The 12407-nt window shown below is 62.0% G+C and carries 14 protein-coding genes and 1 tRNA gene; 6 read left to right on the top strand and 9 right to left on the bottom strand.

The features are described from left to right. Positions 1-255 precede the first annotated feature (255 nt). The gene (locus EJ067_RS30270) at positions 256-396 is read right to left on the bottom strand and encodes a DUF1127 domain-containing protein (protein ID WP_071096637.1); all 141 of its coding nucleotides are present in this window, start codon (positions 394-396) and stop codon (positions 256-258) included. Positions 397-446: 50 nt separating this feature from the next. Continuing rightward, positions 447-587, bottom strand: coding sequence for a DUF1127 domain-containing protein (locus EJ067_RS30275; protein ID WP_071031999.1), 141 nt, complete (start codon positions 585-587; stop codon positions 447-449). A gap of 234 nt (positions 588-821) precedes the next feature. On the opposite strand from EJ067_RS30275, the gene EJ067_RS30280 reads away from it, so the two are divergent. Together EJ067_RS30280 and EJ067_RS30285 are read left to right on the top strand one after the other, a co-directional pair. After that, complete coding sequence (locus EJ067_RS30280; protein WP_126088788.1) at positions 822-1940, top strand: DUF2157 domain-containing protein; 1119 nt, start codon at positions 822-824, stop codon at positions 1938-1940. Continuing rightward, positions 1937-2518 carry a GDYXXLXY domain-containing protein gene (locus EJ067_RS30285; protein WP_126088789.1) on the top strand — a complete coding sequence of 194 codons (582 nt, stop codon included), beginning with the start codon at positions 1937-1939 and terminating at the stop codon, positions 2516-2518. Before EJ067_RS30280 ends, EJ067_RS30285 begins: the two co-directional genes overlap by 4 nt. A 97-nt stretch (positions 2519-2615) precedes the next feature. Here the strand turns inward: EJ067_RS30285 and EJ067_RS30290 are convergent. Further along, positions 2616-2700: transfer RNA gene (locus tag EJ067_RS30290), tRNA-Leu, on the bottom strand. Between the two features lie 353 nt (positions 2701-3053). On the opposite strand from EJ067_RS30290, the gene tig reads away from it, so the two are divergent. From tig to EJ067_RS30310, 4 genes are all read left to right on the top strand, one after another. Continuing rightward, positions 3054-4553, top strand: coding sequence for a trigger factor (tig, locus tag EJ067_RS30295; RefSeq protein ID WP_126088790.1), 1500 nt, complete (start codon positions 3054-3056; stop codon positions 4551-4553). A gap of 186 nt (positions 4554-4739) precedes the next feature. Further along, positions 4740-5258 (top strand): hypothetical protein, encoded by a 519-nt coding sequence (locus tag EJ067_RS30300; protein ID WP_126088791.1) that lies wholly within the window; start codon positions 4740-4742, stop codon positions 5256-5258. 185 nt (positions 5259-5443) lie between these two features. Continuing rightward, complete coding sequence (locus EJ067_RS30305; RefSeq protein WP_126089799.1) at positions 5444-5824, top strand: cytochrome c family protein; 381 nt, start codon at positions 5444-5446, stop codon at positions 5822-5824. Between the two features lie 469 nt (positions 5825-6293). Continuing rightward, positions 6294-7112 carry a DUF2189 domain-containing protein gene (locus EJ067_RS30310; protein WP_126089800.1) on the top strand — a complete coding sequence of 273 codons (819 nt, stop codon included), beginning with the start codon at positions 6294-6296 and terminating at the stop codon, positions 7110-7112. A 74-nt stretch (positions 7113-7186) separates the two neighbouring features. On the opposite strand, the gene EJ067_RS30315 is transcribed toward EJ067_RS30310, so the two are convergent. The 6 genes from EJ067_RS30315 to EJ067_RS30340 form a co-directional block, all read right to left on the bottom strand. Further along, on the bottom strand, positions 7187-7660 hold the full coding sequence (locus EJ067_RS30315; RefSeq protein WP_126088792.1) for an aminoacyl-tRNA deacylase: 474 nt from the start codon (positions 7658-7660) through the stop codon (positions 7187-7189). 145 nt (positions 7661-7805) lie between these two features. Further along, positions 7806-8198 (bottom strand): cytochrome C oxidase subunit IV family protein, encoded by a 393-nt coding sequence (locus EJ067_RS30320; protein WP_126088793.1) that lies wholly within the window; start codon positions 8196-8198, stop codon positions 7806-7808. Between the two features lie 23 nt (positions 8199-8221). Further along, entirely contained in the window at positions 8222-8941 is a 720-nt protein-coding gene (locus tag EJ067_RS30325) for a heme-copper oxidase subunit III family protein (RefSeq protein WP_126088794.1), read from the bottom strand. A gap of 10 nt (positions 8942-8951) precedes the next feature. Continuing rightward, positions 8952-9656 carry a cytochrome c oxidase subunit 3 gene (locus EJ067_RS30330; RefSeq protein WP_126088795.1) on the bottom strand — a complete coding sequence of 235 codons (705 nt, stop codon included), beginning with the start codon at positions 9654-9656 and terminating at the stop codon, positions 8952-8954. Next, entirely contained in the window at positions 9653-11428 is a 1776-nt protein-coding gene (gene ctaD / locus EJ067_RS30335) for a cytochrome c oxidase subunit I (protein ID WP_126088796.1), read from the bottom strand. Before ctaD ends, EJ067_RS30330 begins: the two co-directional genes overlap by 4 nt. Before the next feature lie 21 nt (positions 11429-11449). After that, complete coding sequence (locus EJ067_RS30340; protein ID WP_126088797.1) at positions 11450-12334, bottom strand: cytochrome c oxidase subunit II; 885 nt, start codon at positions 12332-12334, stop codon at positions 11450-11452. Positions 12335-12407 lie beyond the last annotated feature (73 nt).

Consider the following 12407-nt stretch of genomic DNA (forward strand, 5'->3'; position numbering starts at 1 on the left):
GTCGATCCTCGGGAGGAGGTGAAGATCGACCGTATTCGCCATCGCCGGGGAGGAGGTCGGCTTTGACGAAATTCCTTCCGCCAATTGAAAAGGGGCGGATCCTTCGAAGACGAACTACGTTCGCTTCTGGAACAACGCCCGCCGGGGGAGGAGGTCCGGCGGGCGCCGTTTCGATGGTCAACCTTTGGGAGGAGGTAAAGGCTGACCGTATCCGTCAGGGTCGGGGAGGAGGTCGACCCTGGCGAAATGCCTTGCTTAGACCGCCTTGCGGGCGATCATCTTGATCTCGTCGCGAACGATGCCGAGATCATGGAGCTGGCGGTTCGAAAGCCGACCCAGCTCGGAAACCGTCTCGCGATAAACGCGCCAGTTACGATAGCTGCGGATCAGGTTCATTGTCTTACTCTTCTCAAAACTGGTTCGGACCATTCGCGGTCCGAAGCGGATTAGACCGCCTTGCGGGCGACGTAGTGGATGTCGCTGCGGCTGATGCCGAGGTCGGTCAGTTCACGGTTCGACAGGCGGCTCAGCTCGGAAACGGTTTCCCGGTAGCGGCGCCAGTTGCGGTAGTTGCGGATCAAGTTCATGGTAGTGCTCGTTTCGTCTTTGGTTCGGATCATTCCGTTTGTGTACGAACAGAAAATAGGTGGGGTTATATCGGTTTAAAAGTGCCATTGGCGCATGGCAGCAATGCAAATTGTGCAATGCAACATTAACGGCCATTCACGCTTGAGACACAAAGAAGACCGAATCGGAAAATGCCGCTGCGTCAACGGTTTGGGCCGCGCGGCTAGAAAAAGGGCCAAGCTCGGGGGAGGCGCATGGCGGGCTATGTGACACGGGTTGGGGCGGATATCGCCCGCTGGCGGGAGGCGGGCCTGATCGACGCGCCAACCGCGGACGCCTTGGCGCGCGACGTGGCCGCCAACGAGCGCACTTCGCTGAGCTTCGGCTCGATCCTGGCGATGATGGCGGCGTTGCTGTTCGGTGCAGCGATCCTGATCTTCGTCGCGGCCAATTGGGAAGCCATTCCGCGGCTGGCGCGGGTGGCGGCGTTGTTTGCCGTCATCCTAGGCGGCTATGTCGGCGGCGCATTCTTGAAGACGCGCGATCACGCGGCGATCGGCGAGGCGCTGTGGGTCGTCGCCGCCGCGGCCTTCGGCGGATCGATCGCCTTGATCGGCCAGATGTACCACCTGTCGGGTGACGAAGCCTCGGCGCTGCTGACCTGGTGCGCCGGCACGGCGCTGGCAGCGGTCGCATTGCGCTCGAACCCGCTCACAGTCGCGTCGGTCGGCATCGCCGACGCCTGGTTGTTCCTCAAATGGGGCGGATTTTTCCGCCGGGCCGAGTTTCCTTATCTCTTCGCCGCCGTGGCGCTGGTGCTGTTCGCCATTTCATTCTGGACACGCAGCCAGGCGGCGCGACACCTGATCATCCTGTCGATCCTGTTCTATCTGGCGCTGCTGGTCATAGACCACAACACGCTCCAGGTCGCGATTCCCCTCGTGCTCGTCTCGGCGCTGCTGTTTGCAGCGGCGATCTTCGCCGCCGAGCCCGTCGAAAGGATCGCGCAACTCGGCGGCCGGCTGCCCTTGCACGCGCTGATCGGCTTTCTTGCCGGCCTGGCAATGGTCCAGTTCGAACTGGCCGACGAGGCGAGCTACAATAGCGGCTTTGCCGTTGCCTCGGCGGTCGCGCTTGCCGGCATCGTCGCAGCGATCATGCTCGGCGGCCGTGAGAGCAGGGGCTTGCGCTGGGTAGCCTATGCCGGCTTCGCCTTCGAACTCGCCATCATCTATGTGGTGATGTTGCAGTCGATGCTCGACACGGCGGGCTTCTTCCTGTCCGCGGGCGTGCTGCTGGGGATACTGGCGCTGGTCATCATCCGCGTCGAAAAACGCATGAAAAAGCCCGCCGGAGGAGGAGCAGCGGCATGAGCGGCAAAAGACTGATCATCGCGGCGCTGGTGCTGGCGCTCGTCCAGATAGGCTTCCTCAGCTGGATCATTGCCGGACGCGCGGCGATCCTGCGCAACGGCAAGGAAGTCCTGCTCAAGGTCGAGCCCGTCGATCCGCGCGATCTCCTGCGCGGCGACTATATTTCGGTCAACAACAACATCTCGCGGATCCCGGTGAAGCTCATCGCCAACATTCCGCCAGGCAGGGTCACGAGCAACGACTCCGAGCTCGTCGTCAGGTTGAAGAAGGGTGCCGACGGCTATTGGCAGCCGACCGCGGCATGGTTCGACCAAGCGCCGGCGCCTGCCGTTTCCGATGAGGCCGACATCGTAGGGCATGTGGCGGATGGCTGGGATCTACGCTCACCCGACATGACGATCGCGCCGGAATACGGAATCGATCGCTTCTATGTGCCGGAAGGCGAGGGGATGGCGATCCAGAGCGACGTGCGGGTACGGCCGTTCGGCATCAAGCTGGCGCTCGCGGCCGACGGCACGGCGCAGATCAAGGCGCTGATGGATGGCGACAAGACGCTGTTCGAGGAGCCGCTTTATTAATCCTCCTTCGCCAAGGCTTCGGAGGCTACGCCTTCGTCTAACGACTAGGCCTAACGAACTGGGGTGGCCTGCCGCCCGAAGCTCGAAGAGCGAAGGATGGTGCGGATGAAGGGACTCGAACCCCCACGCCTTTCGGCACTGGAACCTAAATCCAGGGCGTCTACCAATTCCGCCACATCCGCGTTCCCCGGCAATCCCATGTAGCCATCATTCTGTCAATGTCGGGGTCCAATGGGTCCGGGGCACCCTCATTCGCCTAATCGCGAAGATGGTTGAAAATTAGCCTAGCCTGTGACAAAAGGCGTGTCGAATGTGACGGGACGCGACTATCCGCTTCTGCAGAATGTAAAAAGAAGTAGGAAAAACAAAGACTTCTTCACATTTTGGGAAGTGGAGTTCAGGAGAGTTTGAGCCGCGTTAGCGGTCAAATCACTGGGTTCCGTGCCAAAAGCCATTTCCGGCAAGATTATACCGGCAGGCTGTGAACGGCTAAGAACCGTTTGGCAGCCTCATTGGTGAAAACAAAGGTTTTAGGATGCAGGTCACCGAAACGCTCAACTCCGGTCTCAAGCGCGAGATCAAGATCACCGTGCCGGCCGGTGACATGGAAGCCAAGCTGATGGCGCGGCTGAACGACGCCCGCGACAAGGTGCGGATCAACGGCTTCCGCCCCGGCAAGGTGCCGGTGCAGCACCTGCGCAAGATGTACGGCAAGTCGTTCATGGCCGAGGTCGTCAACGAGATCCTCAACGACTCGACCCGTTCGATCATCTCGGGCCGCGGCGAAAAGGCCGCCATGCAGCCCGAAGTCATCATGACCGAAGACGAGAAGGAAGCCGAAAAGATCCTGGCCGGCGGCGCCGATTTCGAGTTCCGCCTCAATTACGAGGTCATCCCGGCCATAGAGGTCAAGGATTTCTCCGACATCAAGGTGACGCGTCAGGTCTACGACGTGCCTGAACAGGAAGTCGAAGACCAGGTGAAGCGGGTCGCCGAGTCGGCTCGCAGCTACGAGCCGAAGGACGGCAAGGCCGCCGAAGGCGACCGCGTGAGCATCGACTATGTCGGCAAGATCGGCGGCGAGGCCTTCGCTGGCGGCGCCGGCACCGACCAGCCGCTGGTGCTCGGCTCCAAGGAATTCATCCCGGGCTTCGAGGACCAGTTGATCGGCGCCAAGGCGGGCGACGAGAAGCAGGTCACCGTCACCTTCCCGGAGAACTACCAGGCGGCGCATCTGGCCGGCAAGGAAGCCACCTTCGACGTGACAGTCAAGGAAGTTTCGGCGCCCGGCGCGCTGGAAATCAATGACGAGACGGCCAAGAACCTCGGCCTGGAATCGCTGGAACGCCTGCGCGAGATCGTGCGCGGCCAGATCGAGAACCAGTTCGGTTCGATGACCCGCCAGAAGGTGAAGCGCCAGCTGCTCGACCAGCTCGATGCCGCCTACTCCTTCGAGGCGCCGTCGAAGCTCGTCGAGGCCGAGTTCAACAACATTTGGGCGCAGGTCAACCGCGACCTCGAGGCTGCCGGCCGCACCTTCGCCGACGAGGAGACGACGGAAGAAGAGGCGCGCGCCGAATATATGCGTCTGGCCGAACGCCGGGTGCGTCTCGGCCTGGTTCTCGCCGAGATCGGCGAGAAAGCCGGCGTCACCGTGTCGGACGAAGAGCTGCAGCGCGGCCTGTTCGAGCAGGTCCGCCGCTTCCCGGCCAACCAGCAGCAGGAAGCCTTCGAGTTCTATCGCAGCAACCCGGAAGCGATCAATTCGTTGCGCGCGCCGATGTTCGAGGAGAAGGTCGTCGACTACCTGCTCGGTCAGATCTCGGTCGATGACGTCAAGGTCAGCAAGGAAGAGCTGATGGCCGACGACGAGGAGGCGGAAATCGCAACCAAGGCGAAGCCGGCGAAGAAGGCAACCTCGAAGAAGGCCGAGGCCAAGGCAAGCGAAGCAAAGGCGAGCGAAGCCGCCGGCGAGGCCGAAGAGCCCAAGAAGAAGGCCGCGCCGAAGAAGAAGGCAGCCAAGGACGCCGAGTAATACGGCTCAACAACGCGATTTCGAAAGGCCGCCCTCGAGGGCGGCCTTTTTCGTTGCCGTATTCGTTTGTTGCCGCGCGGCAACACAATCGGCTTCGGATGGATGTCCGCTGCTGGCGATACCGAACGTTGATGATTATCTGCGCGATATCGCATTCGGCAGGGTCGTTTGGAGGCACGGGTGATCATGGCATTCAAGACGAGGGGCGTGGTTGTTGCCGCGGCGCTCTTGCTTGCCACCGCTTGTGTGGCACAGGCCGGACCCGATCTCGGCAACTGGCGCGTCGATGCCGGCAGCGACGGCCAGGTGACGGCATCGCTCTACGCCACCAACAAGCTGATCACCGGCAACGGCGCGCTGGGCTACAGTCCGGTATTGACGCTGGCCTGCCGGCCGGGCGGCGAACCGCGCTGGAGCGAATGGCTGCAGCTCAACGACGCTGTGTCGGCCAGCCGCAAGATCACCATGTCGGTCATGCTCGACGGGGGCAGCAAATTCGACGAAAGCTGGTCCGTCGGGCCACGCGGCAAGCTGCTGGTCAGGGAAGGCGATGACGGCATCAAGCGGCTGGTTTCGGCGAGCCGGCTGTTGCTGTCCTGGCGCTTCGGCCTGCTGTCCGGACGCGGCGAGGCCGATTTCGACCTCGCCGGGCTGTCCGAGGCGATCGGACAGATGGCCTCAAGCTGCAACACCGATCCGCCGTGACCTGTCCGCGCGCGGCCTAAAGCTTCGCAAACGCTGGCTTTTTCTACCCACTGCGAGGATTCTGTGGTATGCAGATGCCGCAATTCCACGAAGGACGTGAATATTCCGCTTTGCCGAGCAGGCACGCCAGCGGGCCGGTGTGGTGCGGATCGTCCGACGCAAACGACGTTCAGGGAGGAAGTGCCATGCGCTCAATCGCGCTTTTCATCGTCTTGTCCGCTACAACCTTCCTCGCAAGCCCAACGCAGGCCCAGGATGCTGCCGCAGGCGAGAAGGTCTTCACCAAGTGCAAGGTCTGCCACATCGCCGACCAGGACCAGAACAAGGTCGGCCCGTCTCTGAACGGCGTCATCGGGCGCACCGCAGGCACGCATCCCGGTTTCACTTATTCCACGGCCATGATCGAAGCTGGAAAGTCCGGCATCAAATGGGACGAGCCTACGCTGACAAAATATCTTCACGACCCCAAGGCGATGGTCAAAGGGACGAAGATGGCGTTTCCCGGTCTCAAGAACGATGAGGACGTAGCCAACGTCATCGCTTACCTGAAGCAGTTTTCCAAGTAAGCGGGTTCTCATAGGCTCGTCGGTGGTTGCCGGCTCGCGCCGGCCGATTGCGTTGCTGAAGTGGCGCGCCCGGCGCCATCATGCCGGCAGGGCAAAGAATCCCAACACCAGCAGAATAACGATGCCAAGGCCGAGTATGAGAAGCGTCCGCGTGTCCATGACATTCGCCTTCGACCGGGCGCATGATCCCGAAAATCGGGACAGGATCATGGGCCAATCAAAGTGATCCCGCGTCCTTTGCGCGCCCCTCCAGGGACGCGCGGCGCTACAGGAGAATACCGCAAAAAAACCTGTGGAACCAGTGTACAGCGCCGGCTGGCCACCGCACCTGGTCCAATGAAGAGACGACAAATCGGGCACGAAGGAGTATGTTGGCTGCCGGTGCAGGTCGCGGTTTGCGTGGCCATTCACGCAGAGCGGTAGCACCGTGAATCCGCGACCTTGCCGGACCTTGTCTGGAGGAATGGTCATGGCAAATTTTCACGTGATTGCAGGGGCCAGCGAAACGCTGGAGCATACGAGAGTGAGAAAGATCGGTATTTCCGATCTTTTCGATGCGCTGAGGCGCGGTATCGACGACTTCATGGTCAAACCCTCTCACATCGTGTTTCTTTGCATGATCTATCCGCTCGTCGGCGTGGTGCTCGCGACCTGGACATCGGGGGCGAACGCGCTGCCGCTGCTATTTCCACTGGTATCCGGCTTTGCGCTGATCGGCCCGTTCGCGGCGATCGGCCTCTACGAAATCAGCCGCAGACGGGAAGCCGGTCTCGATACATCCTGGCGCCACGCGTTCGAGGTCAGGAATTCCCCAGCGTTGCCGGCAATCGCCGCGGTCGGGATCATGCTATTTGCCATCTTCATCACGTGGCTTTTGACCGCCAAGATTTTCTACGAGCAGCTGTTCGGCCCCGAGCCACCGGCGTCGCTGTCCAGCTTCATCACCGAGATATTCGCAACCGGGCGCGGCTGGAGCCTGATCGTGCTGGGTCACGTCATTGGGTTCGTATTCGCCGTGGTCGTGTTGTGCACCACGGTGGTGGCTTTCCCGCTGCTGCTTGATCGCGATGTCGGCGCCTACGAAGCCATTCACACGTCTGTGCGCGTTGTGCTGGCGAACCCAATCGTCATGGCCGTCTGGGGACTTATCGTCGCCGTCGGGCTGATCATCGGATCGCTGCCGGTGTTTGCGGGGCTGGCGGTCGTGCTGCCAGTCCTCGGCCATGCCACCTGGCACGTGTATCGCAAGGTGGTGGAAGCGCCGGCCGTGCCAAGACCGGCGACCTGAGCGAACCCCGTCACGGGTAGCGGTCCGGAGTACCGGCCGAGGTCAAGAGCACCGGCGAAGGTGTCGGTACTCTCCTATAAGGCCGGGTGGCTGAACCGTGCCTGACGCGCGCCAGTGGTCAGATTGCGGAAATCCTTGCCGCTGACATGAACAAGCGTCTTGTGGTCGCCGCCCTCAAAATAGATATCGGCGGCATCGCGCAGACTTTCGTCCAGAATGACCGGCACATCATAGGCCGCGCCGATCGGCGGTATGGCGCCGACGTCGCAATCGTCGAAGAGCGATACCACCTCGTCCTCGGAAGCGAGCCCGAGGCGCGTGTCCATGACGTCCTGCAGCTTGCCGAGTTCGATCCTGTGGGTGCTTGGGACCACGGCCAGCGCATAGCCGAGCTCGTGGTGAACGACCACGGACTTCGCCATCATGCTGCCGGGCACGTGCGCGGCAATGGCGGCCTGCCTGCTGGTGGCAGTTCGATGATGCCCGACGGTATCGTAGGAGATGCCTTTGCCGTCGATAAAGTCTCTCAGTCTGTTTGCGATCGTCATTTTGGCCTCCCTTGCTTGAGTTCACGAGCGCATGCTTGTCGCGCCCGCGTTGCCATGCCGGGAAAAATGGCCCGGCCGCCTGTTGTTTCAAGGCATCGGCATCCGCGGCTGCCGGCCGATCTGCCGCGGTGCATTCGAAATGCGGTCAGGGGCCGGGCCCGAAAAAAGCGATGCGGGTCAAAAGCGTATAGTCGGCCTCGAAAACCATCATGGTCACGAAAACCAGCACCAGTATCGGCGGCAGGATGATCGCATACATCATCGCCAGCCGCTCCCAGGCCATATGCATGAAGACGGCGACGATCAGTCCCGCCTTGAGCATCATGAAGATCAGGATCAGCGACCATCTGAGATAGCCGTGGAGACCGAAATAATCGACCAGATAGGAGCAGGTGCTGAGAATGAACAGCCATGCCCAGACCACCAGATAGAGCTTGATCGGGTGCTCCTGATGCGTGTCCGCCTTGGCGGCGGCCATCGCATCGTGAGTGGAGTGCAGCGCGTGTTGCCCGAGACCGTTTGCGGTTGCTTCAGCCATGTCTTCCTCTCAAAGCCCGCCTCTCACCAAAGATAGAAGAACGCGAAGATAAACACCCAGACCAGGTCGACGAAGTGCCAGTAAAGACCCATGATCTCGACATTCTCGTAACGGCCCCGGCGGCTGGTGAAAAACCCGGGGCGCCCGACGTCGAAATCGCCGCGCCAGACTTTTCGCGCCACGATGATCAGGAAGATCACGCCGATGGTCACGTGGGTGCCGTGGAAGCCGGTAATCATGAAAAAGCACGATCCGAATTGCGCGGCTCCCCAGGGGTTGCCCCAGGGCCGTACCCCTTCGGTGATCAGCTTGGTCCATTCGAAGGCCTGCATGCCGACGAAGGTCGCGCCGAGTGCGGCGGTCAATAGCATCAGAATCGCGGTTTTGCGGCGATCGCGGCGGTAGCCGAAATTGACCGCCATGGCCATGGTGCCGCTGCTCGATATCAGCACGAAAGTCATGATGGCGATCAGGATGAGCGGGATCTCCGAGCCGCCGATGCGCAAGGCGAAGACCTCGCTCGGGTTTGGCCATGGCACGCGCGTCGACATGCGCGCCGTCATGTAGGAAAGCAGGAAGCAGCCGAAGATGAAGGTGTCGCTGAGCAGGAAGATCCACATCATGGCCTTGCCCCAGGACACGTTCTTGAACGCGCGCTGATCCGAGGCCCAGTCGGCGGCGATCCCGCGCCAGCCCGGGGGGCGATCCAACTGGCTGGTGTGCATCAGTGTCGTCTCGGCCATCGCCAGTCTCCTAGGTCAGCAGCAGTTGGCAAATGCTCACGAACGTCGCCGCCCAGCCGGCCAGAACGGCGAAGATGCAGAGCCAGACGAAAAGCAGGAAATGCCAATACATGGCGCAGAGCTCGACGCTGAGGCTGAGCCGCTCCGGACGCGCTCCGTTCCAGGCGGCCGCGCTCGTCCTGCCGAGGCCGACCAGGCCGCCCAGTATGTGCAGGCCATGCATTGCGGTGATCAGATAGAAGAAGCTGTTGGCCGGATTGGAGGCCAAGAGGTAGCCGTCTTCCGTCAGTTGCCGCCAGGCCATCAACTGGCCGGCAAGGAAGGCGAGGGCGGTCAGTCCGGCCGTTGCAAGACCGAGCCTGACCATGTCCGGCTGGCCTCTGCGCGCGGCGACCACGGCACATTGCAGCGCGACGCTGCTCAGCATCAGCACGCCGGTGTTCAGCCAGAGCAGGCGCGGCAACGGCAGGGGCTGCCAGTCCGGCAGGCCCATGCGCATGAAGTAGGCGCTGGTGAAGAGCGAGAACAGGCAGCCGACGACAGCGAGGAAGACGCCGAGGCCGATCTTGGCGGTGGGGAGGGCCGACCGATCGAGACCGACGAAATCCCCCGCCAGGCCTTGCTCGAGCCACGGCTTCGCGGTCAGCCGCTGGTGCGAAAGCCACCACCCGGCAAAGCCTGCGATCACAGCCAAGAAGACCAAGATGACGCTCATGCTGGCTCCCTGGAAGGGCCGAGGCCGAAGGAGCCGGGCACGTTCTGCGGGATGAAGTCCTCCTTGGCGCCCGGCACGCTGTAGTCATAGGCCCAGCGATAGACGATCGGCAGCTCCTTGCCGAAATTGCCGTGCGCCGGCGGCGTATGGGGCGTCTGCCATTCGAGCGTCGTTGCCCGCCACGGATTGCCGCCGGCCTCGCGGCCGTGGCGGATACTCCAGATCAGGTTGAACAGAAACACCATCTGGGCGAAGCCGACGATGAAGGCCACGATGGAGATGAACGAGTTCAGGTGGTGGGCCGACTCCGTCATGATGGTCATGTCGGTCAGTTCGGCGTAGCGCCGCGGGATGCCCATCAGGCCGAGATAGTGCATGGGGAAGAAGATCAGATAGGCGCCGAGGAAGGTCACCCAGAAATGGAAGCGGCCGAGCGTCTCGTCGAGCATCCGTCCGGTGACCTTCGGATACCAGTGATAGATCGCGCCGAAGATGACCAGGATCGGTGCGACGCCCATGACCATGTGGAAATGGGCGACGACGAACATCGTGTCGGAAAGCGGCACGTCGACGACGACGTTGCCCAGGAACAGGCCCGTCAGGCCGCCATTGACGAAGGTGACGATGAAGGCGAGCGCGAATAGCATGGGGATGGTGAGGTGGATGTCGCCGCGCCAGAGCGTCAGCACCCAGTTATAGACCTTGATCGCGGTCGGCACCGCGATGATCAAGGTGGTGGTGGCGAAGAAGAAGCCGAAATAGGGGTGCATGCCGCTGACATACATGTGGTGCGCCCAGACCACGAAGCTCAGCGCGCCGATGGCGACGATGGCCCAGACCATCATGCGGTAGCCGAAGATGTTCTTGCGCGCATGAGTGCTGATAAGGTCGGAGACGATGCCGAAGGCCGGCAGCGCCACGATGTAGACTTCCGGGTGGCCGAAGAACCAGAACAAATGCTGGAACAGGATCGGGCTGCCGCCATTGTGCTGCAACTGCTCGCCCATCTCGACGATCGCCGGCATGAAGAAGGAAGTGCCGAGCGCACGGTCGAGCAGCATCATCACGCAAGCGACGAACAGCGCCGGGAAGGCGAGCAGGGCCATGACGGTGGCGGTGAAGATGCCCCAGACGGTGAGCGGCAGGCGCATCAAGGTCATGCCGCGGGTGCGGCCCTGCAGCACCGTCACCACATAGTTCAGGCCGCCCATGGTGAAGCCGATGATGAACAGGATGAGCGAGGAGAGCATTAGGATGATGCCCCAGTCCTGGCCGCCCGGCGTGCCGGTCATGATCGCCTGCGGCGGATAAAGCGTCCAGCCGGCGCCGGTCGGTCCGCCCGGGGCAAAGAAGCTCGACACCAGCACCAGCACCGCGAGCAGATAGACCCAGTAGCTCAGCATGTTGACATAGGGAAAAACCATGTCGCGGGCACCGACCATCAGCGGGATGAGGTAGTTGCCGAAGCCGCCGAGGAAGAGCGCGGTGAGCAGGTAGATCACCATGATCATGCCGTGCATGGTGATGAACTGGTAATAGGCTTCCGGGGTGATGAAATCGAAGGTGCCGGGGAAGCCGAGCTGCAGGCGCATCAGCCAGGACAGCACCAGCGCCACAAGGCCGATCGCCGTTGCCGTCGCCGAATACTGGATGGCAATGACCTTGGCGTCCTGCGAGAAGACGTATTTCGTCCACCAGCTGTGCGGATGGTAGAGTTCCACCTCCCCGACTTCGGCGGGGGGGACGGCATCTGCCGGTGTGACGTCGACCATCGGAGCACCTCCGTGCCGTGTTCAGCGGGCCTCGAGCGTTTCGAGTTTTGCCGCGACGTCCAAAGCGGACGCCATCGTCTTTCCTGTCGGTTGGCTCGCCGAGCCCGTTTGCTTGGGCGCCGACAATTGCGCAAAGGTCTGCTGCTGGCCGACCCAGGCCGAATAGTCCTGCTCGGTGTCGACCACGACCACACCATGCATCAGCGGGTGTCCCTGGCCGCACAGCTCGGCGCACAGGACCTGGAAGGTGCCGGTCCTGGTAGGGGTGAACCAGAAATAGGTGACTGAACCCGGGATCATGTCCATCTTGGCGCGGAATTCCGGGATGTAGAAATCGTGCAGCACGTCGATCGAGCGCAACAGCACCTTGACCGGCTTGCCGACCGGCAGGTGCAGGTCCGCCGCCTCGACCACGATATCGTCCTGGCCGTTGGGGTCGCCGGGTGCGATGCCGAGCGGATTTTCAGCCGATACGTCGCGGGTGTCGGACGTGCCGAGCTTGCCGTCCTTGCCGGGCAGGCGGAAGCTCCATTGCCATTGCTGGGCAACAACCTCGATATCGGCCGCCCCAGTGGGAACGTTGACAAAGCGGCTCCAGACGAACAGGCCAGGGACCAGCAAGGCGGTGACGCCAACCGCGGTGCCGACCGTCAGCCACGATTCGAGCCGCTTGTTCTCGGGCTCGTAGGCGGCGTGGTTGCCCTCGCGATGGCGGAAGCGGAACACGCAATAGGCCATGAAAAGCACAACGGCGGAGAAGACGACGCCGGTGATCCAGAAGCTGATGATGATGGTGTTGTCGATATAGTCCCAGTTCGACGCAATCGGCGTCCACCACCATGGGCTCAGGAAGTGGAACAACACCGAGCCCACGACGATCAACACGAGTACAAGCGCAATGGCCATGTCCCGTCCTCCCGGCATTCCGAGGGGGCGCGAAGCCGTCCCGGCGGATGCCAGGATCATCTTAGCGTGATTT

Origin of the sequence: Mesorhizobium sp. M1D.F.Ca.ET.043.01.1.1 (assembly GCF_003952385.1) — a bacterium.
GTDB lineage: Bacteria > Pseudomonadota > Alphaproteobacteria > Rhizobiales > Rhizobiaceae > Mesorhizobium.

Coding starts and splice junctions, on each gene's coding strand:
- EJ067_RS30270 (WP_071096637.1), bottom strand. CDS start 396: ATGAACCTGATCCGCAGCTATCGTAACTGGCGCGTTTATCGCGAGACG.
- EJ067_RS30275 (WP_071031999.1), bottom strand. CDS start 587: ATGAACTTGATCCGCAACTACCGCAACTGGCGCCGCTACCGGGAAACC.
- EJ067_RS30280 (WP_126088788.1), top strand. CDS start 822: ATGGCGGGCTATGTGACACGGGTTGGGGCGGATATCGCCCGCTGGCGG.
- EJ067_RS30285 (WP_126088789.1), top strand. CDS start 1,937: ATGAGCGGCAAAAGACTGATCATCGCGGCGCTGGTGCTGGCGCTCGTC.
- tig (WP_126088790.1), top strand. CDS start 3,054: ATGCAGGTCACCGAAACGCTCAACTCCGGTCTCAAGCGCGAGATCAAG.
- EJ067_RS30300 (WP_126088791.1), top strand. CDS start 4,740: ATGGCATTCAAGACGAGGGGCGTGGTTGTTGCCGCGGCGCTCTTGCTT.
- EJ067_RS30305 (WP_126089799.1), top strand. CDS start 5,444: ATGCGCTCAATCGCGCTTTTCATCGTCTTGTCCGCTACAACCTTCCTC.
- EJ067_RS30310 (WP_126089800.1), top strand. CDS start 6,294: ATGGCAAATTTTCACGTGATTGCAGGGGCCAGCGAAACGCTGGAGCAT.
- EJ067_RS30315 (WP_126088792.1), bottom strand. CDS start 7,660: ATGACGATCGCAAACAGACTGAGAGACTTTATCGACGGCAAAGGCATC.
- EJ067_RS30320 (WP_126088793.1), bottom strand. CDS start 8,198: ATGGCTGAAGCAACCGCAAACGGTCTCGGGCAACACGCGCTGCACTCC.
- EJ067_RS30325 (WP_126088794.1), bottom strand. CDS start 8,941: ATGGCCGAGACGACACTGATGCACACCAGCCAGTTGGATCGCCCCCCG.
- EJ067_RS30330 (WP_126088795.1), bottom strand. CDS start 9,656: ATGAGCGTCATCTTGGTCTTCTTGGCTGTGATCGCAGGCTTTGCCGGG.
- ctaD (WP_126088796.1), bottom strand. CDS start 11,428: ATGGTCGACGTCACACCGGCAGATGCCGTCCCCCCCGCCGAAGTCGGG.
- EJ067_RS30340 (WP_126088797.1), bottom strand. CDS start 12,334: ATGGCCATTGCGCTTGTACTCGTGTTGATCGTCGTGGGCTCGGTGTTG.